This is a genomic window from Burkholderia anthinoferrum, from assembly GCF_002925705.1.
GTDB lineage: Bacteria > Pseudomonadota > Gammaproteobacteria > Burkholderiales > Burkholderiaceae > Burkholderia > Burkholderia semiarida.
This window is the reverse complement of the sequence record NZ_LFZP01000008.1, coordinates 102,412-118,981: the sequence shown is the minus strand read 5'-3', so window position 1 is coordinate 118,981 and position 16,570 is coordinate 102,412. Positions and strand designations below refer to the sequence as shown.

Sequence of the window (16,570 nt, the reverse complement as noted above, 5' to 3'; positions counted from 1 at the left end):
GGAAAAGGGTTTCAACGCTGGCACGTCGGGCAGAAATAGGTCGACCGCTGGCCCTGCACGATCTGGCGAACCGACGTGCCGCAGACGCGGCACGGCTGGCCCGCACGATCATAGACGAAGCAGTCGAGCTGGAAGTAGCCGCTTTCGCCGTTGCTGCCGACGAAGTCGCGCAACGTGCTGCCGCCGCGCTCGATCGCGTCGGCGAGCGTCGCGCGCACCGCGTCGGCCAGCCGCTCGTAGCGCGCCAGCGAAACCTTGCCGGCGGCCGTCGTCGGCCGGATGCCGGCGCGAAACAGGCTCTCCGACGCATAGATGTTCCCGACGCCGACGACCATGTCGCCCGCGAGCAGCGCCTGCTTGACCGATACCGTGCGGCCGCGCGTGCGCGCGTGCAGCAGCGCGCCGGTGAACGCCGGCGAGAACGGCTCGACGCCGAGGCTCGCGAGGAGCGGATGCGCATGCACGTCGCCTGCTTCGCGCGGGTGCCACAACACGGCGCCGAAACGGCGCGGATCGCGAAACCGCAGCACGAACTCGTCGAAGATCCAGTCGATGTGGTCGTGCTTCGCGGCGACCGGCACGCCGGCCGCGGGCAGCACACGCAGCGTGCCGGTCATCCCGAGATGGACGATGAACCAGCCGGCATCGACTTCGAACAGCAGGTACTTGCCGCGGCGCTCGACAGCGAGCACCTCGCGCGCGCGCAACTGCTCGGCGAGCCCCGCCGGCACGGGCCAGCGCAACATCGCGGTACGGACGTCGACACGCTCGACGCGGCGGCCCGCGACAAAGGGCTCGATGCCCCGGCGCGTGACTTCGACTTCTGGCAACTCTGGCATGTTTTGCGGGTCTGAGGCTACGGTCTGCTTGCATGGGGAACGCGCATGCGCCGCCGCGCGAGCGGCCGCTCTCGCGACTCCCCCGAATGAAACACGGGAATGCCCGAAATCGCCCGCCCGGCAGCACGCGAGGCGCGCGATTTCGGGCATTCGCATGGGGATTCCACAGGCACGCGGACCCTATCACGATCGTGCGTGTATTGTAGCGAGCGCGTTACAATCGGTTGAAACATCGAACGGATTTCCATGACTCTGCCCTCGAAGCTGCTTCAGAAGCGCCCCGCCGCCGTGCGCGGCGCGCGCGCCTTCCCGGTCCGTCGTGCACTCGGCGCCGCGCTGTTTGCCGCCTGGACCCTCACCGCCTTCCCGGCCCACGCGCAGGATCCGGCATCGGACGACGCGCAGCCGCAGGGTGCGTTCGAGCACGTGATGCCGGACGAGCAGAAGAATCTCCCCGGCGTGCCGCTGACGAGCCAGATCGTCTACCAGGTGCTCGCCGCCGAGGTCGCGCTCCAGCGCAACCAGCCGGCGCCGGCCTACCAGACGTACCTCGCGCTTGCCCGCGACACGCGCGATCCGCGCATGGCGCAGCGCGCGACCGAAATCGCGCTCGGCGCGCAGAGCCCGGCCGACGCGCTGTCCGCCGCGAATCTGTGGCGTCAGTACGCGCCGGATTCGAACCGCGCGTCGCAGGTCGACGCCGCGCTGCTGGTGCTCGCCGGCAAGCCGGCCGACGCGCAGCCGATGCTCGCGCGCGAGCTGGCCCGCGCGACCGGCGAGACGCGCGGTCCGGCGATCCTCGCGCTGCAGGCGCTGCTCGTGCGCGGCCCCGACCGCGTCGGCGGCCTCGCGGTGCTGAAGGACATGCTGAAGAACGACCTGAGCCGCCCCGAGGCGCAGCTCGCGATCGCACGCCAGCAGCTCGCGGTCGACGACAAGGACGGCGCCGCGCAGTCGCTGAAGCAGGCGCTGCAGATCCGTCCCGACTACCTGCCGGCCGCGCTGATGCTGTCGCAGATGGGGCCGGCGGAACGCGCGGCGGGCATCGCGTCGTTCGAGAAGTATGTTCAGCAGAATCCGAAGTCGCGCGACGCACGGCTCGCGCTGTCGCAGCTCTATCTCGCCGACGACCGCCTCGACGACGCGCAGAAGCAGTTCGAGACGATGCGCAAGCTCGACGCGAAGGATCCGACGCCGCTGATGGCGCTCGCGCTGATCAAGATCCAGCAGAAGAAACTCGACGAGGCGACCGGCTACCTGAAGCAGTACGTGCAGCTCGGCGACAAGCAGCCGAACCTCGACGTCGGCCAGGGCTACATCTACCTCGCGCAGATCGCGATCGACCAGAACAACGACGCGCAGGCGTCGCAATGGCTCGACAAGGTCGACCAGACGAGCCAGCATTACCTGCCCGCGCAGATCACGCGCGCGCAACTGCTGCAGAAACAGGGCAAGACCGACGAGGCGCGCAAGGTGCTCGACAACCTGCCGATCACGGATCCGCGCGACGCGGCCGTGGTGGCGCGCACCGATGCGTCGATCCTGTTCACCGCGAAGCGCTATCCGGAAGCGGAAGCGCGGCTCGGACAGGCCGTCCAGGACTTCCCGGACGATCCCGACCTGCGCTACGACTACGCGATGGCGGCCGAAAAGACGGGCCACTACGCGACGATGGAAAAGCAGTTGCGCGAGCTGATCCGTACGCAGCCCGACAACCCGCAGGCCTACAACGCGCTCGGCTATTCGCTCGCCGACCGCAACCAGCGCCTGCCCGAGGCCAGCAAGCTGATCGACAAGGCGATGTCGCTCGCGCCGAACGACGCATACATCATGGACAGCCTCGGCTGGGTGAAGTACCGGATGGGCGACACGGCCGGCGCGACGAAGGTGCTGCAGCGCGCATACGAACTGCAGCCGAACGCCGAAATCGGCGCGCATCTCGGCGAAGTGCTGTGGAAGAGCGGCGCGCAGGACGACGCGCGCAACGCGTGGCGCGCCGCGCGGAAGCTCGAACCCGACAACGAAACGCTCGTGCAGACGCTGAAACGCCTGCAGATCAACGACCTTTGATGCGGATGTTCCCGATGTTTTCCCTGCCCTCGCGCGCGCAGCGCACGCTGGCCGCGGCCGGCGCGGCGCTCGCGCTCGCCGGCTGCGCGAGCACGCCGCCGTCGGCCAACGCGCCGACGGGCGCCGTGCTGCAGACGGCGGCGACCCATGCGTACCACGGCCGCTTCGCGGTGCGGTACGACGATCGTCTCGGCAACCCGCAGAACGTGTACGGCAACTTCGACTGGCAAGAGCACGGCGACGACGTGTCGCTCGAACTGCGCAGCCCGCTCGGCCAGACGCTCGCGGTCGTGAAATCGACGCCGCGCGCGGCGTCGCTCGAATTGCCGAACCGCCCGACCCAATATGCGCCCGACGTCGGCGACCTGATGCAGAAAGCGCTCGGCTTCGAGCTGCCGCTCGCGGGCCTGCGCTACTGGCTGCTGCCCACCGCCGCCCCGGCGACGCCCGCGGAAACGGTGCGCGACCCGGCCGACGGCACGCGCATCAAGCAGCTCCGCCAGGACGGCTGGACGATCGACTACCTTGCCTACGCGGATGCCCCGGCCACGGGCGTCAAACGCGTCAACCTCGTGCGCGCGACGCCGCCGCTCGACATCAAGCTCGTGCTCGATCAGTGAGCACGCGCGCTTAAGCCTCGATACCCGCATGACCGATTCGACCCGCTCGCTGCGCAACTGCCTGGCGCCCGCGAAACTCAACCTGTTCCTGCACATCACCGGCCGCCGTCCGAACGGCTATCACGATCTGCAGAGCGTATTCCAGCTGCTGAACTGGGGCGACACGCTGCACTTCACGCGCCGCGACGACGGCCGCGTCGCACGCGTCACCGACGTGCCCGGCGTGCCCGAGGAAAGCGATCTCGTCGTGCGCGCGGCCAATCTGCTGAAAGCGCATACGGGCGCGGCGCACGGCGTCGACATCGAGATCGACAAGATCCTGCCGATGGGCGCCGGCCTCGGCGGCGGCAGCTCCGACGCGGCGACGACGCTGCTCGCGCTGAACCGCCTGTGGCAACTGGATCTGCCGCGCGCGGAACTCCAGTCGCTCGCGGTCAAACTCGGCGCCGACGTCCCGTTTTTTATTTTCGGAAAAAATGCGTTCGCGGAGGGTATCGGAGAAGAATTAGCTGAGGTAGAATTGCCGACTCGCTGGTTCCTGGTTGTGACGCCACGCGTTCATGTCCCGACCGCTGAAATATTTTCAGATGAGTTGTTGACAAGAGATACGAAGCCCGTCACAATTGCTGACTTTCTTGCACAGCAAACCAGCGTTGCGGGATGGCCAGATAGCTTCGGCCGGAACGATATGCAGGAAGTTGTAACAAGGAAGTACGCGGAAGTTGCGCAGGTGGTCAAATGGTTGTATGATGTGACCCCCGCGAGGATGACCGGCTCCGGAGCAAGCGTGTTTGCAGCGTTTCACAGCAAGCACGAGGCAGAAGCGGCGAAAGCCAAACTGCCCGCCAGTTGGAATGGCGCAGTTGCCGAGAGCCTGAACGAGCATCCGCTCTTCGCTTTCGCGTCATGAAGTTTTACTTTGCCGAACGGCCTACACGAGTTCGGTGAAGTTATCAGTTAAGTGTAGGGGAGTCGCCAAGTTGGTCAAGGCACCGGATTTTGATTCCGGCATGCGAGGGTTCGAGTCCTTCCTCCCCTGCCAAAAATTTTCCCGCATTTCCCGCCCAAGCCTGAAGCAGGTGCACGATGAGCAGCCACAGCCATGATGGCCTGATGGTCTTTACTGGCAACGCGAATCCCGCGCTCGCCCAGGAAGTCGTCAGTATCCTTGGTATTCCCCTCGGCAAAGCAATGGTCAGCCGTTTCTCCGACGGCGAGATCCAGGTCGAGATCCAGGAAAACGTGCGCGGCAAGGATGTCTTCGTCCTGCAATCCACGTGCGCACCGGCGAACGACAACCTGATGGAACTGATGATCATGGTCGATGCGCTCAAGCGCGCATCCGCCGGCCGGATCACCGCTGCCATCCCCTACTTCGGCTACGCCCGTCAGGATCGCCGCCCGCGTTCGGCGCGCGTCGCGATCTCGGCGAAGGTCGTCGCGAACATGCTGGAAATCGCCGGCGTCGAGCGGATCATCACGATGGATCTGCACGCCGACCAGATTCAAGGCTTCTTCGACATCCCGGTCGACAACATCTACGCGACGCCGATCCTGCTGGGCGACCTGCGCAAGCAGAACTACTCGGATCTGCTCGTCGTGTCGCCGGACGTCGGCGGCGTGGTGCGTGCCCGGGCGCTCGCGAAGCAGCTCAACTGCGATCTCGCGATCATCGACAAGCGTCGCCCGAAGGCGAACGTCGCCGAAGTGATGAACATCATCGGTGAAGTCGAAGGCCGCACCTGCGTGATCATGGACGACATGGTCGATACGGCCGGCACGCTCTGCAAGGCCGCGCAAGTGCTGAAGGACCGCGGTGCGAAGCAGGTGTTCGCCTACGCGACGCACCCGGTGCTGTCGGGTGGCGCCGCGGACCGCATCGCCGCATCGGCACTCGACGAGCTGGTCGTCACCGATACGATCCCGCTGTCGGCCGAATCGCTGGCGTGCTCGAAGATCCGCTCGCTGACGAGCGCGAGCCTGCTGGCCGAGACGTTCTCGCGGATTCGCCGTGGCGATTCGGTGATGTCGCTGTTCGCGGAATCCTGATCGCGAATCGACGCAACAAAGCATGCGCGAAAAGCGAAGCGGCAACGCTTCGCTTTTTGCACAATCGGACGGGATAGACGAAACCCCGGCCGTTTCATCGGGGGCCGCCATTTGATGGCCCCGTTTTACTGCCTGGTCGCGGGCAGCCATTGGAGAATCACATGAAAGTCGTCGCTTTCGAGCGCCAACAGCAAGGTACGGGTGCGAGCCGCCGCCTGCGCAACGCCGGTAAGACCACGGGTATCGTTTACGGTGGCGAAGCCGCCCCGCAAAAGATCGAACTCGATCACAACGCCCTGTGGCACGCCCTGAAGAAGGAAGCTTTCCACTCGTCGATCCTCGATCTCGAAGTGGCCGGCCAGTCGCAACAGGTTCTGCTGCGCGACGTGCAATACCACCCGTTCAAGCAACTGGTGCTGCACGTGGACTTCCAGCGCGTCGACGCGAAGAAGAAGCTGCACACGAAGGTGCCGCTGCACTTCCTGAACGCTGAAGTCAGCCCGGCCGTCAAGCTGTCGAGCGCGGTCGTTTCGCACGTCGCGACGGAAATCGAAGTCGAGTGCCTGCCGGCTGCCCTGCCGGAGTTCCTCGAAGTCGACCTGTCGAAGATCGAAGCCGGTCAGTCGCTGCACGCGAAGGACATCGCACTGCCGAAGGGCGTGACGCTGGTCGCGCACGTCGACGCGGAAAACCCGGTTGTCGCGTCGGCGACGATCCCGGCTGGTGCCGTGTCGGACGCAGCAGAAGGCGAAACGCCGGCTGCCTGAGCGGCTGCCTGCGCCCCATCGATCCGTTTCGCGAAACGGTCGACGCAACCCGCCGCGGCTTGCCCGGCGGGTTTTTCTTTTTCTGCGCCCAGGCGGCCGCCGCCGCCTTCGAAACGTCATGATCAAACTGATCGTCGGCCTCGGCAATCCCGGGGCGGAATACACCGCGACGCGCCACAACGCCGGTTTCTGGCTGGTCGACCAGCTCGCCCGCGAAGCCGGCACGACGCTGCGCGACGAACGCCGCTTCCACGGCTTCTACGCGAAAGCGCGCCTGCACGGCGAGGAAGTCCATCTGCTCGAGCCGCAGACCTACATGAACCGCTCCGGCCAGTCGGTCGTCGCGCTCGCGCAATTCTTCAAGATCCTGCCCGACCAGATCCTCGTCGCGCACGACGAGCTCGATCTGCCGCCCGGCACCGTGAAGCTGAAGCTCGGCGGCGGCAGCGGCGGCCACAACGGGCTGAAGGACATCACCGCGCATCTGTCGTCGCAGCAATACTGGCGGCTGCGGATCGGCATCGGCCATCCGCGCGACCTGATTCCGGAAAGTGCGCGCGCCGGCGCGAAGCCCGACGTCGCGAACTTCGTGCTGAAGCCGCCGCGCCGCGAGGAACAGGACGTGATCGACGCATCGATCGAACGCGCGCTCGCCGTGATGCCGATGGTCGTCAAGGGCGAACTCGACCGCGCGACGATGCAACTGCATCGCAACTGATCGCCCGTCGCAGCGGCCCGGTGCATCGGCCGTCGGGCGCAACCCGGTGGCCTCGCCCGCCCCACCGCGACGCGCACATGCGGTAATCTGGACGTTTTTGCCCGACAGGAGCCAAGCGGTGAGCCGTTACTGGAGCGACGTCGTTCAGCAACTCGTGCCTTACGTGCCGGGCGAACAGCCCGCGCTCGCGCACCCCGTCAAGCTGAACACCAACGAGAATCCCTATCCGCCGTCGCCGCGCGTCGTCGCGGCGATCGCACGCGAACTCGGCGACACCGGCGACACGCTGCGCCGCTATCCGGACCCGGTCGCGCGCGCGCTGCGCGAGACGGTCGCGGCCCATCACCGCATCCAGCCCGGGCAGGTGTTCGTCGGCAACGGCTCCGACGAGGTGCTCGCGCATGCGTTCCAGGCGCTGCTCAAGCACGACCGGCCGCTGCGCTTTCCCGACATCACGTACAGCTTCTACCCGACCTACGCGCGCCTGTACGGCGTCGAGACCACGGTCGTGCCGCTCGCGGACGATTTCTCGATCCGCGTCGACGACTATCTCGACGACGCCGGCGGCGTGCTGTTTCCGAACCCGAATGCGCCGACCGGGCGCGCGCTGCCGCTCGCGGACGTCGAGCGGATCGCGGCCGCGAATCCGTCGTCGGTCGTCGTGATCGACGAAGCGTACGTCGATTTCGGCGCGCAGTCGGCGATTACGCTGATCGACCGTCATCCGAACCTGCTCGTCGTGCATACGACGTCGAAGGCGCGCTCGCTCGCGGGCATGCGCGTCGGCTTCGCGTTCGGCGATGCGGCGCTGATCGACGCGCTGAACCGCGTGAAGGACAGCTTCAACTCGTACCCGCTCGACCGGCTCGCGCAAGTTGCCGCACAGGCCGCGTATGAAGACACCGATCATTTCAACGCCACCTGCCGGCGCGTGATCGACAGCCGCGCGCGGCTCACGCAGGCACTCGGCGCACTCGGCTTCGAGATCGTGCCGTCGGCCGCGAATTTCGTGTTCGCGCGCCATCCCGCGCACGATGCGGGCACGATCGCGGCGAAGCTGAAGGAACGGGAAATTTTCGTGCGGCACTTCCGGCTGCCGCGGATCGACCAGCACTTGCGCATCACCGTCGGCACCGATGCCGAATGCGATGCACTCGTCGCGGCGTTGCGCGAACTGCTGGCCTGACAGGGAAAGATCGGCGCCGGGCGGCGCCGATCCGACAGCGCGGCGCGCGGGCCAATCGAGGCGCGCGCGTCAGCGCAGAATCACGATGCGTCGTCGCCCTTCACGGCGATCAACGCGTGATACTTCTCCATCAATTGCGCGTGCGATTCGTCATGCTGCGGATCGCGCGGAATGCATTCGACCGGACACACCTGCTGGCACTGCGGTTCGTCGAAATGGCCGACGCACTCGGTGCACTTGTTCGGGTCGATCACGTAGATGTCCGGGCCCATCGAAATCGCGCCGTTCGGGCACTCGGGCTCGCACACGTCGCAATTGATGCACTCGTCGGTAATCATCAAAGCCATACTGATCTCACTTCTTCAGGCCGTCGGCCGGCCTCGCAACGAAACCGGCCGACGCCGCGTCACGCGGCGGGGCCTCCCATCGCGGCGACTTTCTCGGTCAACCATTTCTCGACGGACGGAAACACGAATTTGCTGACATCGCCGCCCAATTGCGCGATTTCACGCACGATCGTTCCCGAGATGAACTGGTACTGGTCGGACGGCGTCATGAACATCGTCTCGACGTCGGGCAGCAGATAGCGGTTCATCCCTGCCATCTGGAACTCATACTCGAAATCGGACACGGCGCGCAGCCCGCGCACGATCACGCGCGCATTGTTGACGCGGACGAAATCCTTCAGGAGGCCTGTGAAACTCATCACCTTCACGTTCGGGTAATGGCCGAGCACCTCGTTCGCAATCGTCAGACGTTCTTCGAGCGAGAAAAACGGCTTTTTCGCGCGGCTGTCGGCAACGCCCACCACCAGCGTATCAAAAATGCTCGACGCGCGCCGCACGAGGTCTTCGTGCCCGCGCGTCAGCGGATCGAACGTACCGGGATACACGGCGACTACCATGTCGCTCCTCCTGTCATCACGCAAACGGGATGGCAGCCGTGCGATGCACGCGCCGCTGCCGAGATGGGCATGCGTCGCCTTTGCGGCGCGCCGCCTCGTATGGAACGCGCATTATTCATCATTTTCGCGCCGCAGCAAATGATAGTGAACCGCCCCCGCCTTGCCGCGCTTCACCACCTGCCAGCCAGCCAGCGCGTCGTGCGCGGCCGGATCGAGTTCCGCCCCCGTTTCGACGTACAGCGCGCCGTCCGCCGCGACGAGCGGCGCCGCCAGCGCGATCGCGCGCTCGAGCGCGGCCGGGTCGTCGAACGGCGGATCGAGGAACACGACGTCGAACGCGCCCGGCGTGAGCCCGGCCGCGAGCCGCAGCGCATCGGCTTCGGCGATCTCGACCGAACGGGCGCCGAGCTTGTCCTTGATCGCACGCAGCTGCTGCGCCGCGCGCGGATGGCGCTCGACCATCACGACGCTCGCCGCGCCGCGCGACGCGGCCTCGAAGCCGAGCGCGCCGGTGCCCGCGAACAGGTCGAGGCAGCGCCAGCCTTCGAGATCCTGGCCGAGCCAGTTGAACAGCGTCTCGCGTACGCGATCGGGCGTCGGGCGCAGGCCGTCGAGATCGAGCACCGCGAGCGGCGTGCGTTTCCAGTCGCCGCCGATGATGCGGATCGTGTGCGGCTTGCCGCGGCCGGAAGGGGCCGCTGAGCGGCCGGAAGAGGAACGGGACATTCGGGAATATCGACAACGGAGGGACCGGACGCGCGCAGCCGCGCGCCGCCAAACAGGCGCACGTTACCACAGCGGCGACGCGCGCTGACGCGAGCGCCACGCCGCACTGATAAAATGCACGGTTTCGGCCGCCGAGCGCCGCGCCCACGCGAACGCAGAACGGCCCGTCCGGCGCCCCCGCCCCCGGCGGCGGCCCGCCCTCTTCCCGACGCCAGACCATGTTCAGTTTCTTCAAACGATTCAAGAAAACGCAGGAGCCCGATCCGGCGGAATCGCAGTCGGCCGACGCGCAGCAAGCGGACGAAGCGTCCGACGCCGACGCGCCCGCGCTCGACGCGCCACCCGCGGCCGAGCCGCCGCAGGCGAGCGCCCAACCGGCCGCGCCGGCCGTCGTGATGACGGTCACGCCGACCAACGATGGCCGCGACGAAGTCGTCGAGACGGTCGAGATCGTCCCGCCGCCGCAGCAGGACGCCTCCGCGAAGAAGTCGTGGCTCGCGCGCCTGAAAACGGGGCTCGCGAAGACGGGCTCGAGCATCACCGGCGTCTTCGTCAACACGAAGATCGACGAAGACCTGTACGAGGAGCTCGAAACCGCGCTGCTGATGTCCGACGCGGGCGTCGACGCAACCGAATACCTGCTCGGCGCGCTGCGCGAGAAGGTGCGCGCGGGCCGGCTGACCGATCCGCAGCAGGTGAAGGATGCGCTGCACGACCTGCTCGTCGAGCTGCTGGCGCCGCTCGAGAAATCGCTGATGCTCGGCCGCGCGCAGCCGCTCGTGATGATGATCGCCGGCGTGAACGGCGCGGGCAAGACGACCAGCATCGGCAAGCTCGCGAAGCATCTGCAGAGCTTCGACCAGTCGGTGCTGCTGGCCGCCGGCGACACGTTCCGCGCGGCCGCGCGCGAACAGCTGGCGGTCTGGGGCGAGCGCAACAACGTGACGGTCGTGCAGCAGGAAAGCGGCGATCCGGCCGCGGTGATCTTCGACGCGGTCAGCGCCGCGCGCGCGCGCAAGATCGACGTGATGATGGCCGACACGGCCGGCCGCCTGCCGACGCAGCTGCACCTGATGGAAGAGCTGAAGAAGGTGAAGCGCGTGATCGCGAAGGCGCACGACGGCGCGCCGCACGAGGTGCTGCTGGTGATCGACGCGAACACGGGCCAGAACGCGCTCACGCAGGTGAAGGCGTTCGACGACGCGCTGGGCCTGACCGGCCTGATCGTCACGAAGCTCGACGGTACCGCGAAGGGCGGGATTCTCGCCGCGATCGCGCGGCAACGGCCGGTGCCCGTCTACTTCATCGGCGTCGGCGAGAAGGTCGAGGACCTGCAGCCGTTCAGCGCGGTGGAATTCGCGGACGCGCTGCTCGGCTGACCGCCGCCGGCTCGCCTCGCACGGGGCGCCTTCGGGCGCCCTTTTTCATGCGGTCGCGCTCATTCCGCGTCGGGCTGCACACCCGGCTCGGCGGCCCTGAACGCATCGATCGTCGCCGCATGGTCGACGATTCGCTGGATCGTCGGGAAACGCGTCGTATCGATCGAGAAGCGGTTCGCGTTGAACACCTGCGGCACGAGGCACACGTCGGCGAGCGTCGGCGTGTCACCGAAGCACAGCTTGCCGGTGCGCGGATCGTTCGCGAGACGCGTCTCCAGCGTGTCGAAGCCCGCCTCGATCCAGTGCCGGTACCACGCGTTCTTTGCGTCCTCGGGCACCTTCAGCGTGTGCTTCAGGTACTTCAGCACGCGCAGGTTGTTGAGCGGATGAATCTCGCACGCGATCTGCAGCGCGATCGCGCGCACGTACGCGCGATCGACCGGCCGCTTCGGCAGCAGCGCGGGCTCGGGATGGGTTTCGTCGAGATATTCGATGATCGCGAGCGACTGCTGCAGCGTCGCGTCGCCGTCGATCAGCGTCGGCACGACCGCATCCGGATTCAGCGCGCGGTACGCGTCCTTCAGTTGCTCGCCGCCGTCGCGCAGCATGTGCACGGGCGCATAGTCGAACGGCAACTGCTTCAGGTTCAGGGCGATCCGCACGCGGTACGACGCGGAACTGCGGAAATAGCTGTAGAGCTTCATGGGATGTCTCGCTTTTGGTCGTATTCGGCCGGCGGCGGCACGGGCGCGGCGCAGCCGGTGCGCGCGGCGCCGGGAACCAGAGTGTAGCGCGGCGCGATGCGCGGCCGCGCCCGTGCGATACTCGGGGCATTCCTCACCGCTCACCGCGCGGCCCCACGCCGGCCGCCCGCCCCACGTTCCGATGACCGCTTCCCACGATCCCGCCGCCCCGTTCCCTTGCGCCCGCTTCATCAAGGAAATCGGCCGCGGCCCGAACGGCGCGCGCGCCCTGTCCGCCGAGGACACGTTCGAGCTCTATCGCGCGATGCTCGATGCGCGCGTGTCGGACCTCGAACTCGGCGCGATCCTGATCGCCTATCGGCTGAAAGGCGAATCCGCGGACGAACTGGCCGCGATGCTCGCCGCCGCGCAGGCGTCGTTCGAGCCCGTGCACGTGCAGGACGCCGCGTTCCGCCCGGTGTCGATCCCGAGCTACAACGGCGCGCGCAAGCAGCCGAACCTCGTGCCGCTGCTCGCATTGCTGCTCGCGCGCGAAGGCGTGCCGGTGCTCGTGCATGGGGTGGAGCGCGATCCGGGCCGCGTGACGAGCGCGGAGATTTTCTCGGCGCTGTCGCTCGCGCCGTCGACGTCGCACGATGCGATCGAGGACACGCTCGCCGAGCGCCGCGTCGCATTCGCGCCGATCGACGTGCTGGCGCCGCGCATCGCGCACCTGCTGTCGATGCGCAGCGTGCTCGGCGTGCGCAACTCGACGCATACGCTCGTGAAGATTCTGCAGCCGTTCGCGCCGGCCGGCCTGCGGCTCGTCAACTACACGCACCCGCCGTACCGCGACAGCCTCGCGCAGCTGTTCCGCGATCATCCGGACGCCGCGCTCGGCGGTGCGCTGCTCGCGCGCGGCACCGAAGGCGAAGCGGTGGCCGACACGCGGCGCCAGGTGCAGGTCGACTGGCTGCACGACGGCGTGTGCGACACGCTGATCGACGCCGAGCGTTCGTCGACCGACGCGCCGCCCGCCGCGCTGCCCGAGTCGCGCGATGCGGCCACCACGGCCGCGTGGACGGACGCCGTGCTGCGCGGCGAGGTGCCGGTGCCCGACACGGTCGCGCGGCAGGTCGCGACGATCGTGCGGATCGCCCGCGTCGCGCGCTGACGGCGCGGCGGCGCCCGCCCCGTTATCCCGATATTTGACACGGGAGCGCATCCTGGCATAGAGTTGGCGTCATGCGTTCCTTTCCGAACACCCTCCGAATTACCTCCGGCCGCCTAGCGCGGCCGCTATCGCTACGACTAGCCTAAGGCTGTCGTAGCGCCGTGTGCTGTCCGCACGGTCCTCCCAGCAGTTCCTCGCCGTACCCCTCTCGCAGTTTTTACAACCCGAAGTCGTCAGCCTTCGTCCGTCCATCCGTCGGCCGATTCGCGAAGATCATCCGCATCCATGGCGCCATCGCGCGCCGGGGGTGCGAGGCAGCGCCAACCATCGCCCATGCCGCCCGTCTTCGCTCGCGACTTGAGACCCGAGGTCCAGAAGATGATGCGCAATCCGCAAGACAAGTACCGTCCGTTCGAGCCCGTCCGCCTCAATGGCCGCCGCTGGCCGGCCCGCACCATCGAGCGCGCGCCCGTGTGGATGAGCACCGACCTGCGCGACGGCAACCAGTCGCTGATCGAGCCGATGAGCATCGAGCAGAAGCTCGAGTTCTTCGAGATGCTGATCGCGATCGGATTCAAGGAGATCGAAGTCGGCTTTCCGTCGGCGTCGCAAACCGATTTCGATTTCGTCCGCAAGCTGATCGACGACAAGCGGATTCCCGACGACGTGACGATCGAGGTGCTCGTGCAGTCGCGCGAAGACCTGATCGCGCGCACGTTCGACGCGCTCGAAGGCGTGCCGCGCGCGATCGTGCACCTGTACAACGCGGTCTGCCCGTCGTTCCGCCGCATCGTGTTCGGGATGTCGAAGGACGACGTGAAGGCGCTCGCGATCGACGGCACGCGCATCATCAAGGAACACGCCGCCGCGCGCCCCGATACGCACTGGACGTTCCAGTACTCGCCGGAAACCTTCAGCATGACCGAGCTGACGTTCGCGCGCGAGATCTGCGACGCGGTCGCGCAGACGTGGCGTCCGACCCGCGACCACAAGATGATCGTCAACCTGCCGGCCACCGTCGAAGCCGCGACCCCGAACGTGTTCGCCGACCAGATCGAATGGATGGACCGCAACCTCGCGTATCGCGACAGCATCGTGCTGTCCGTGCATCCGCACAACGATCGCGGCACGGCGGTCGCGGCGGCCGAACTCGCGCTGCTCGCGGGCGCCGACCGCATCGAGGGCTGCCTGTTCGGCAACGGCGAGCGCACCGGCAACGTCGATCTCGTCACGCTCGCGTTGAACCTCTACACGCAAGGCATCGACCCGGGCCTCGATTTCTCCGACATCGATGCGGTGCGCCGCGTCGTCGAGCGCTGCAACCAGATTCCGGTGCATCCGCGCCACCCGTACGCGGGCGACCTCGTGTTCACCGCGTTTTCCGGCTCGCACCAGGACGCGATCCGCAAGGGCTTCGCGCAGCAGCGCGCCGACGCGGTCTGGGAAGTGCCGTACCTGCCGATCGACCCGGCCGATCTCGGCCGCAGCTACGACGCGGTGATCCGCGTGAACAGCCAGTCCGGCAAGGGCGGCGCGACGTTCCTGCTCGAACGCGGGATGGGCTTCACGCCGACGCGCCGCGTGCAGATCGAATTCAGCCAGGCAGTGCAGACGCTCGCCGACGCGTCGGGCGAGGAAGTGACGGGCGACGCGATCTGCGCGCTGTTCGCACGCGAATTCCTCGAAACCGACGGCCCGGCCGCGCGCCACGGCAGCGGCGCGCGCTGGCGGAACCGCGAGATCGCGGCGGCGCCCGCCGCCGACGCGACGCCCGACGACACCGTGCGACGTTTCGCCGCGGCCTTTGCGACGGCCGCCGGCGCCGCCGTCGACATTGCGTCGTGCGAACACGTGCGCGCCGCGGACGGCCGGATCGCGGTATCGGTCGGCTGCCGGGTCGGCGACGCGCCGCTGCGGCACGGCGTCGGCGTGCACGCCGATGCGGCGAGCGCGGCGCTCGATGCGCTCGTCAGCGCGATCAACCGCTCGGGATGGCACTGCGCGGATCGCCGCGCCGCGGCCTGAGCGCCGGGCTTCGATGCAGGGTTGAATGTCAGCGAGCGGTGCGTGACCGCCCGTGCGCCGCGCGATCCGCGCCGCACGAGGCAGCAAAAAGCGGCTCAGAAGGCCGCTTCGGTCGAGGCATGAAAAGGGACACTACCCGGGGGCGCCACCCGCGCTCATGTTTCGGTCGCGCACCGCGTCGCCTGCCACGCGAGCAGCCGCCACTGCCCGTGCTCGTGCGTGTGCACGGCCGTGTAGGCAATCGGAAACACGAGGCCGCCATTGTTCGTTTCCATCTCGATCAACGCGCGCCCGGTCACGACGCAGGTGGCATCGCCGACGGGCAGCAGGTCCTGCGACTGGACCTCGATCTGACGATAGCGGCGGCGGCCGGCGACGATGGCGTCGATGAACTGCTGCTTGGTTTCGCGTTTGCCGTTGGTGTGCACGAAGAACACCTTGTCCGACAATTGCGCGTCGAGCGCCTCGCCGTCGCCGTCCACCATCGCCCGGAACCGATCGCGCTCGAGCGCGCGGATCGCATCGACCACCTTCGCCATCGCCTGACTCCTCGGCAACGCGCCCGCCGTGCGCCGGCGTGCGGATCAGAAGTTGTACTGCAGGTAGAACTGGTGGAAATTTATACCAGGATTCGGCTCTTTGATACCCGCGTTAGACACATGTTGGAAACGGTAACCAACCTGATACTGTTGCCGTTGGCCGAACTGCGCGCCGACGCCGACGACGTCCGCGAACTGGAACGATGTCGACAGCGACAGATTGTTCGAGATCGTCGGATGCGTAAGGAACCGGATGCCGGCGCCGGCCTCGACGAACGGGCGAACCTGGCCCGCGCTCTTGATGAAACGGAACATCGGCGTCGCGCCGAATTCACCGATGTTGGCGTGCACGTTGCCGCCGGTGTGCCAGTAGCCGACATGGCCTTCCATCACGAACGCGAAGTGCCAGCCGCCGATTTCCCACCAGTTCCAGCCCGGATCCCAGACCACGCCGAGATCGGCCTTGTCGATCCCGTGGCGATCGGAAAATCCGCCGCCCGCCTGGATTCCCCAGCGATCCGCGAAAGCCGCACCCGATCCGCCCAGGAGAGACGCCGCCAGCGTCGCGTGCAGCACCACCCGGCCGCGGGGCCGACGGTTCTTCTTATTGTTCATCTGACACTCCAACTTTGTGGGTTGAATGGAGCCTGCCGCGACGGCCCGGCCCGAGCGAACTGAATGGTATGGTAAAGGACTTTTCGGATCGGCATCACGAAGCGAAATTGTTTGCTTCCAAAACGACAAAAATCGAAATCGTCTCCCGATTCCCATCAGAAACAACGGCTTACGGAACTTCGCGGCGGAGGCCTTGTCGCAGAATAGACTATCGGCTCGACTGATTCGATAGAAAACAGGGAACTTGGATGCCCCCGTGGCCTCTAAGGAATTAGC

General features: G+C 67.0%; 17 protein-coding genes and 1 tRNA gene. 11 read left to right on the top strand and 7 right to left on the bottom strand.

The window, feature by feature from the left end:
* Nucleotides 1–11 precede the first annotated feature (11 nt).
* Nucleotides 12–839 (bottom strand): bifunctional DNA-formamidopyrimidine glycosylase/DNA-(apurinic or apyrimidinic site) lyase, encoded by an 828-nt coding sequence (gene mutM, locus C5F75_RS03585; RefSeq protein WP_059575651.1) that lies wholly within the window; start codon nt 837–839, stop codon nt 12–14.
* A 246-nt stretch (nt 840–1,085) separates the two neighbouring features.
* Here mutM and C5F75_RS03575 point away from each other — a divergent pair, with 246 nt between their 5' ends.
* The 8 genes from C5F75_RS03575 (at nt 1,086) to hisC (ending at nt 8,249) form a co-directional block, all read left to right on the top strand.
* Complete coding sequence (locus tag C5F75_RS03575; RefSeq protein ID WP_059575650.1) at nt 1,086–2,909, top strand: tetratricopeptide repeat protein; 1,824 nt, start codon at nt 1,086–1,088, stop codon at nt 2,907–2,909.
* Nucleotides 2,909–3,529 (top strand): lipoprotein insertase outer membrane protein LolB, encoded by a 621-nt coding sequence (gene lolB / locus C5F75_RS03570; RefSeq protein ID WP_059575648.1) that lies wholly within the window; start codon nt 2,909–2,911, stop codon nt 3,527–3,529. The genes C5F75_RS03575 and lolB overlap by 1 nt, the downstream gene beginning before the upstream one ends.
* 28 nt (nt 3,530–3,557) lie before the next feature.
* A complete protein-coding gene (ispE, locus tag C5F75_RS03565; RefSeq protein ID WP_104011879.1) occupies nt 3,558–4,439 on the top strand; it encodes a 4-(cytidine 5'-diphospho)-2-C-methyl-D-erythritol kinase in 882 nt (293 codons plus the stop codon).
* A 55-nt stretch (nt 4,440–4,494) separates the two neighbouring features.
* Nucleotides 4,495–4,571 (top strand) — tRNA-Gln (locus C5F75_RS03560).
* A gap of 44 nt (nt 4,572–4,615) precedes the next feature.
* On the top strand, nt 4,616–5,578 hold the full coding sequence (locus tag C5F75_RS03555) for a ribose-phosphate pyrophosphokinase (RefSeq protein WP_059575643.1): 963 nt from the start codon (nt 4,616–4,618) through the stop codon (nt 5,576–5,578).
* A gap of 161 nt (nt 5,579–5,739) precedes the next feature.
* A complete protein-coding gene (locus tag C5F75_RS03550) occupies nt 5,740–6,345 on the top strand; it encodes a 50S ribosomal protein L25/general stress protein Ctc (protein WP_059575641.1) in 606 nt (201 codons plus the stop codon).
* A 118-nt stretch (nt 6,346–6,463) separates the two neighbouring features.
* Nucleotides 6,464–7,063, top strand: a complete 600-nt coding sequence (gene pth, locus C5F75_RS03545; protein WP_060009005.1) for an aminoacyl-tRNA hydrolase — start codon at nt 6,464–6,466, stop codon at nt 7,061–7,063.
* A gap of 118 nt (nt 7,064–7,181) precedes the next feature.
* A complete protein-coding gene (hisC, locus tag C5F75_RS03540; protein ID WP_059575638.1) occupies nt 7,182–8,249 on the top strand; it encodes a histidinol-phosphate transaminase in 1,068 nt (355 codons plus the stop codon).
* Nucleotides 8,250–8,329: 80 nt separating this feature from the next.
* Here the strand turns inward: hisC and C5F75_RS03535 are convergent, their stop codons facing one another.
* The 3 genes from C5F75_RS03535 to rsmD all read right to left on the bottom strand — a co-directional run bounded on the left by C5F75_RS03535 (nt 8,330) and on the right by rsmD (nt 9,879).
* Entirely contained in the window at nt 8,330–8,596 is a 267-nt protein-coding gene (locus C5F75_RS03535; RefSeq protein ID WP_006477774.1) for a YfhL family 4Fe-4S dicluster ferredoxin, read from the bottom strand.
* Nucleotides 8,597–8,655: 59 nt separating this feature from the next.
* Nucleotides 8,656–9,153, bottom strand: coding sequence for a pantetheine-phosphate adenylyltransferase (coaD, locus tag C5F75_RS03530; RefSeq protein WP_014895999.1), 498 nt, complete (start codon nt 9,151–9,153; stop codon nt 8,656–8,658).
* A 111-nt stretch (nt 9,154–9,264) separates the two neighbouring features.
* On the bottom strand, nt 9,265–9,879 hold the full coding sequence (gene rsmD / locus C5F75_RS03525) for a 16S rRNA (guanine(966)-N(2))-methyltransferase RsmD (RefSeq protein WP_089465159.1): 615 nt from the start codon (nt 9,877–9,879) through the stop codon (nt 9,265–9,267).
* A 218-nt stretch (nt 9,880–10,097) separates the two neighbouring features.
* Between rsmD and ftsY the strand changes: the two genes are divergently transcribed.
* Entirely contained in the window at nt 10,098–11,258 is a 1,161-nt protein-coding gene (gene ftsY, locus C5F75_RS03520; protein WP_059575634.1) for a signal recognition particle-docking protein FtsY, read from the top strand.
* A 59-nt stretch (nt 11,259–11,317) separates the two neighbouring features.
* On the opposite strand, the gene maiA is transcribed toward ftsY, so the two are convergent.
* Nucleotides 11,318–11,962: a maleylacetoacetate isomerase gene (maiA, locus tag C5F75_RS03515; protein WP_104011878.1), complete on the bottom strand. Its 645-nt coding sequence runs from the start codon at nt 11,960–11,962 to the stop codon at nt 11,318–11,320.
* 181 nt (nt 11,963–12,143) lie between these two features.
* Between maiA and ybiB the strand changes: the two genes are divergently transcribed.
* Both ybiB and leuA read left to right on the top strand, forming a co-directional pair.
* Nucleotides 12,144–13,115: a DNA-binding protein YbiB gene (ybiB, locus tag C5F75_RS03510; RefSeq protein ID WP_104011877.1), complete on the top strand. Its 972-nt coding sequence runs from the start codon at nt 12,144–12,146 to the stop codon at nt 13,113–13,115.
* 378 nt (nt 13,116–13,493) lie between these two features.
* On the top strand, nt 13,494–15,140 hold the full coding sequence (gene leuA / locus C5F75_RS03505) for a 2-isopropylmalate synthase (RefSeq protein WP_104011876.1): 1,647 nt from the start codon (nt 13,494–13,496) through the stop codon (nt 15,138–15,140).
* Nucleotides 15,141–15,295: 155 nt separating this feature from the next.
* Here leuA and C5F75_RS03500 read toward each other — a convergent pair whose 3' ends face one another.
* Both C5F75_RS03500 and C5F75_RS03495 read right to left on the bottom strand, forming a co-directional pair.
* Nucleotides 15,296–15,679 carry a nuclear transport factor 2 family protein gene (locus C5F75_RS03500; RefSeq protein WP_059642650.1) on the bottom strand — a complete coding sequence of 128 codons (384 nt, stop codon included), beginning with the start codon at nt 15,677–15,679 and terminating at the stop codon, nt 15,296–15,298.
* Between the two features lie 45 nt (nt 15,680–15,724).
* A complete protein-coding gene (locus tag C5F75_RS03495; RefSeq protein ID WP_099316834.1) occupies nt 15,725–16,294 on the bottom strand; it encodes an acyloxyacyl hydrolase in 570 nt (189 codons plus the stop codon).
* Nucleotides 16,295–16,570 lie beyond the last annotated feature (276 nt).

Bases quoted from the DNA above. Each gene is read 5' to 3' on its own strand.
- C5F75_RS03555 (WP_059575643.1), top strand. From the start codon at position 4,616: ATGAGCAGCCACAGCCATGATGGCCTGATGGTCTTTACTGGCAACGCG.
- C5F75_RS03535 (WP_006477774.1), bottom strand. From the start codon at position 8,596: ATGGCTTTGATGATTACCGACGAGTGCATCAATTGCGACGTGTGCGAG.
- C5F75_RS03495 (WP_099316834.1), bottom strand. From the start codon at position 16,294: ATGAACAATAAGAAGAACCGTCGGCCCCGCGGCCGGGTGGTGCTGCAC.
- mutM (WP_059575651.1), bottom strand. From the start codon at position 839: ATGCCAGAGTTGCCAGAAGTCGAAGTCACGCGCCGGGGCATCGAGCCC.
- C5F75_RS03550 (WP_059575641.1), top strand. From the start codon at position 5,740: ATGAAAGTCGTCGCTTTCGAGCGCCAACAGCAAGGTACGGGTGCGAGC.
- lolB (WP_059575648.1), top strand. From the start codon at position 2,909: ATGCGGATGTTCCCGATGTTTTCCCTGCCCTCGCGCGCGCAGCGCACG.
- C5F75_RS03575 (WP_059575650.1), top strand. From the start codon at position 1,086: ATGACTCTGCCCTCGAAGCTGCTTCAGAAGCGCCCCGCCGCCGTGCGC.
- C5F75_RS03500 (WP_059642650.1), bottom strand. From the start codon at position 15,679: ATGGCGAAGGTGGTCGATGCGATCCGCGCGCTCGAGCGCGATCGGTTC.
- maiA (WP_104011878.1), bottom strand. From the start codon at position 11,962: ATGAAGCTCTACAGCTATTTCCGCAGTTCCGCGTCGTACCGCGTGCGG.
- rsmD (WP_089465159.1), bottom strand. From the start codon at position 9,879: ATGTCCCGTTCCTCTTCCGGCCGCTCAGCGGCCCCTTCCGGCCGCGGC.
- ispE (WP_104011879.1), top strand. From the start codon at position 3,558: ATGACCGATTCGACCCGCTCGCTGCGCAACTGCCTGGCGCCCGCGAAA.
- leuA (WP_104011876.1), top strand. From the start codon at position 13,494: ATGATGCGCAATCCGCAAGACAAGTACCGTCCGTTCGAGCCCGTCCGC.
- pth (WP_060009005.1), top strand. From the start codon at position 6,464: ATGATCAAACTGATCGTCGGCCTCGGCAATCCCGGGGCGGAATACACC.
- coaD (WP_014895999.1), bottom strand. From the start codon at position 9,153: ATGGTAGTCGCCGTGTATCCCGGTACGTTCGATCCGCTGACGCGCGGG.
- ftsY (WP_059575634.1), top strand. From the start codon at position 10,098: ATGTTCAGTTTCTTCAAACGATTCAAGAAAACGCAGGAGCCCGATCCG.
- ybiB (WP_104011877.1), top strand. From the start codon at position 12,144: ATGACCGCTTCCCACGATCCCGCCGCCCCGTTCCCTTGCGCCCGCTTC.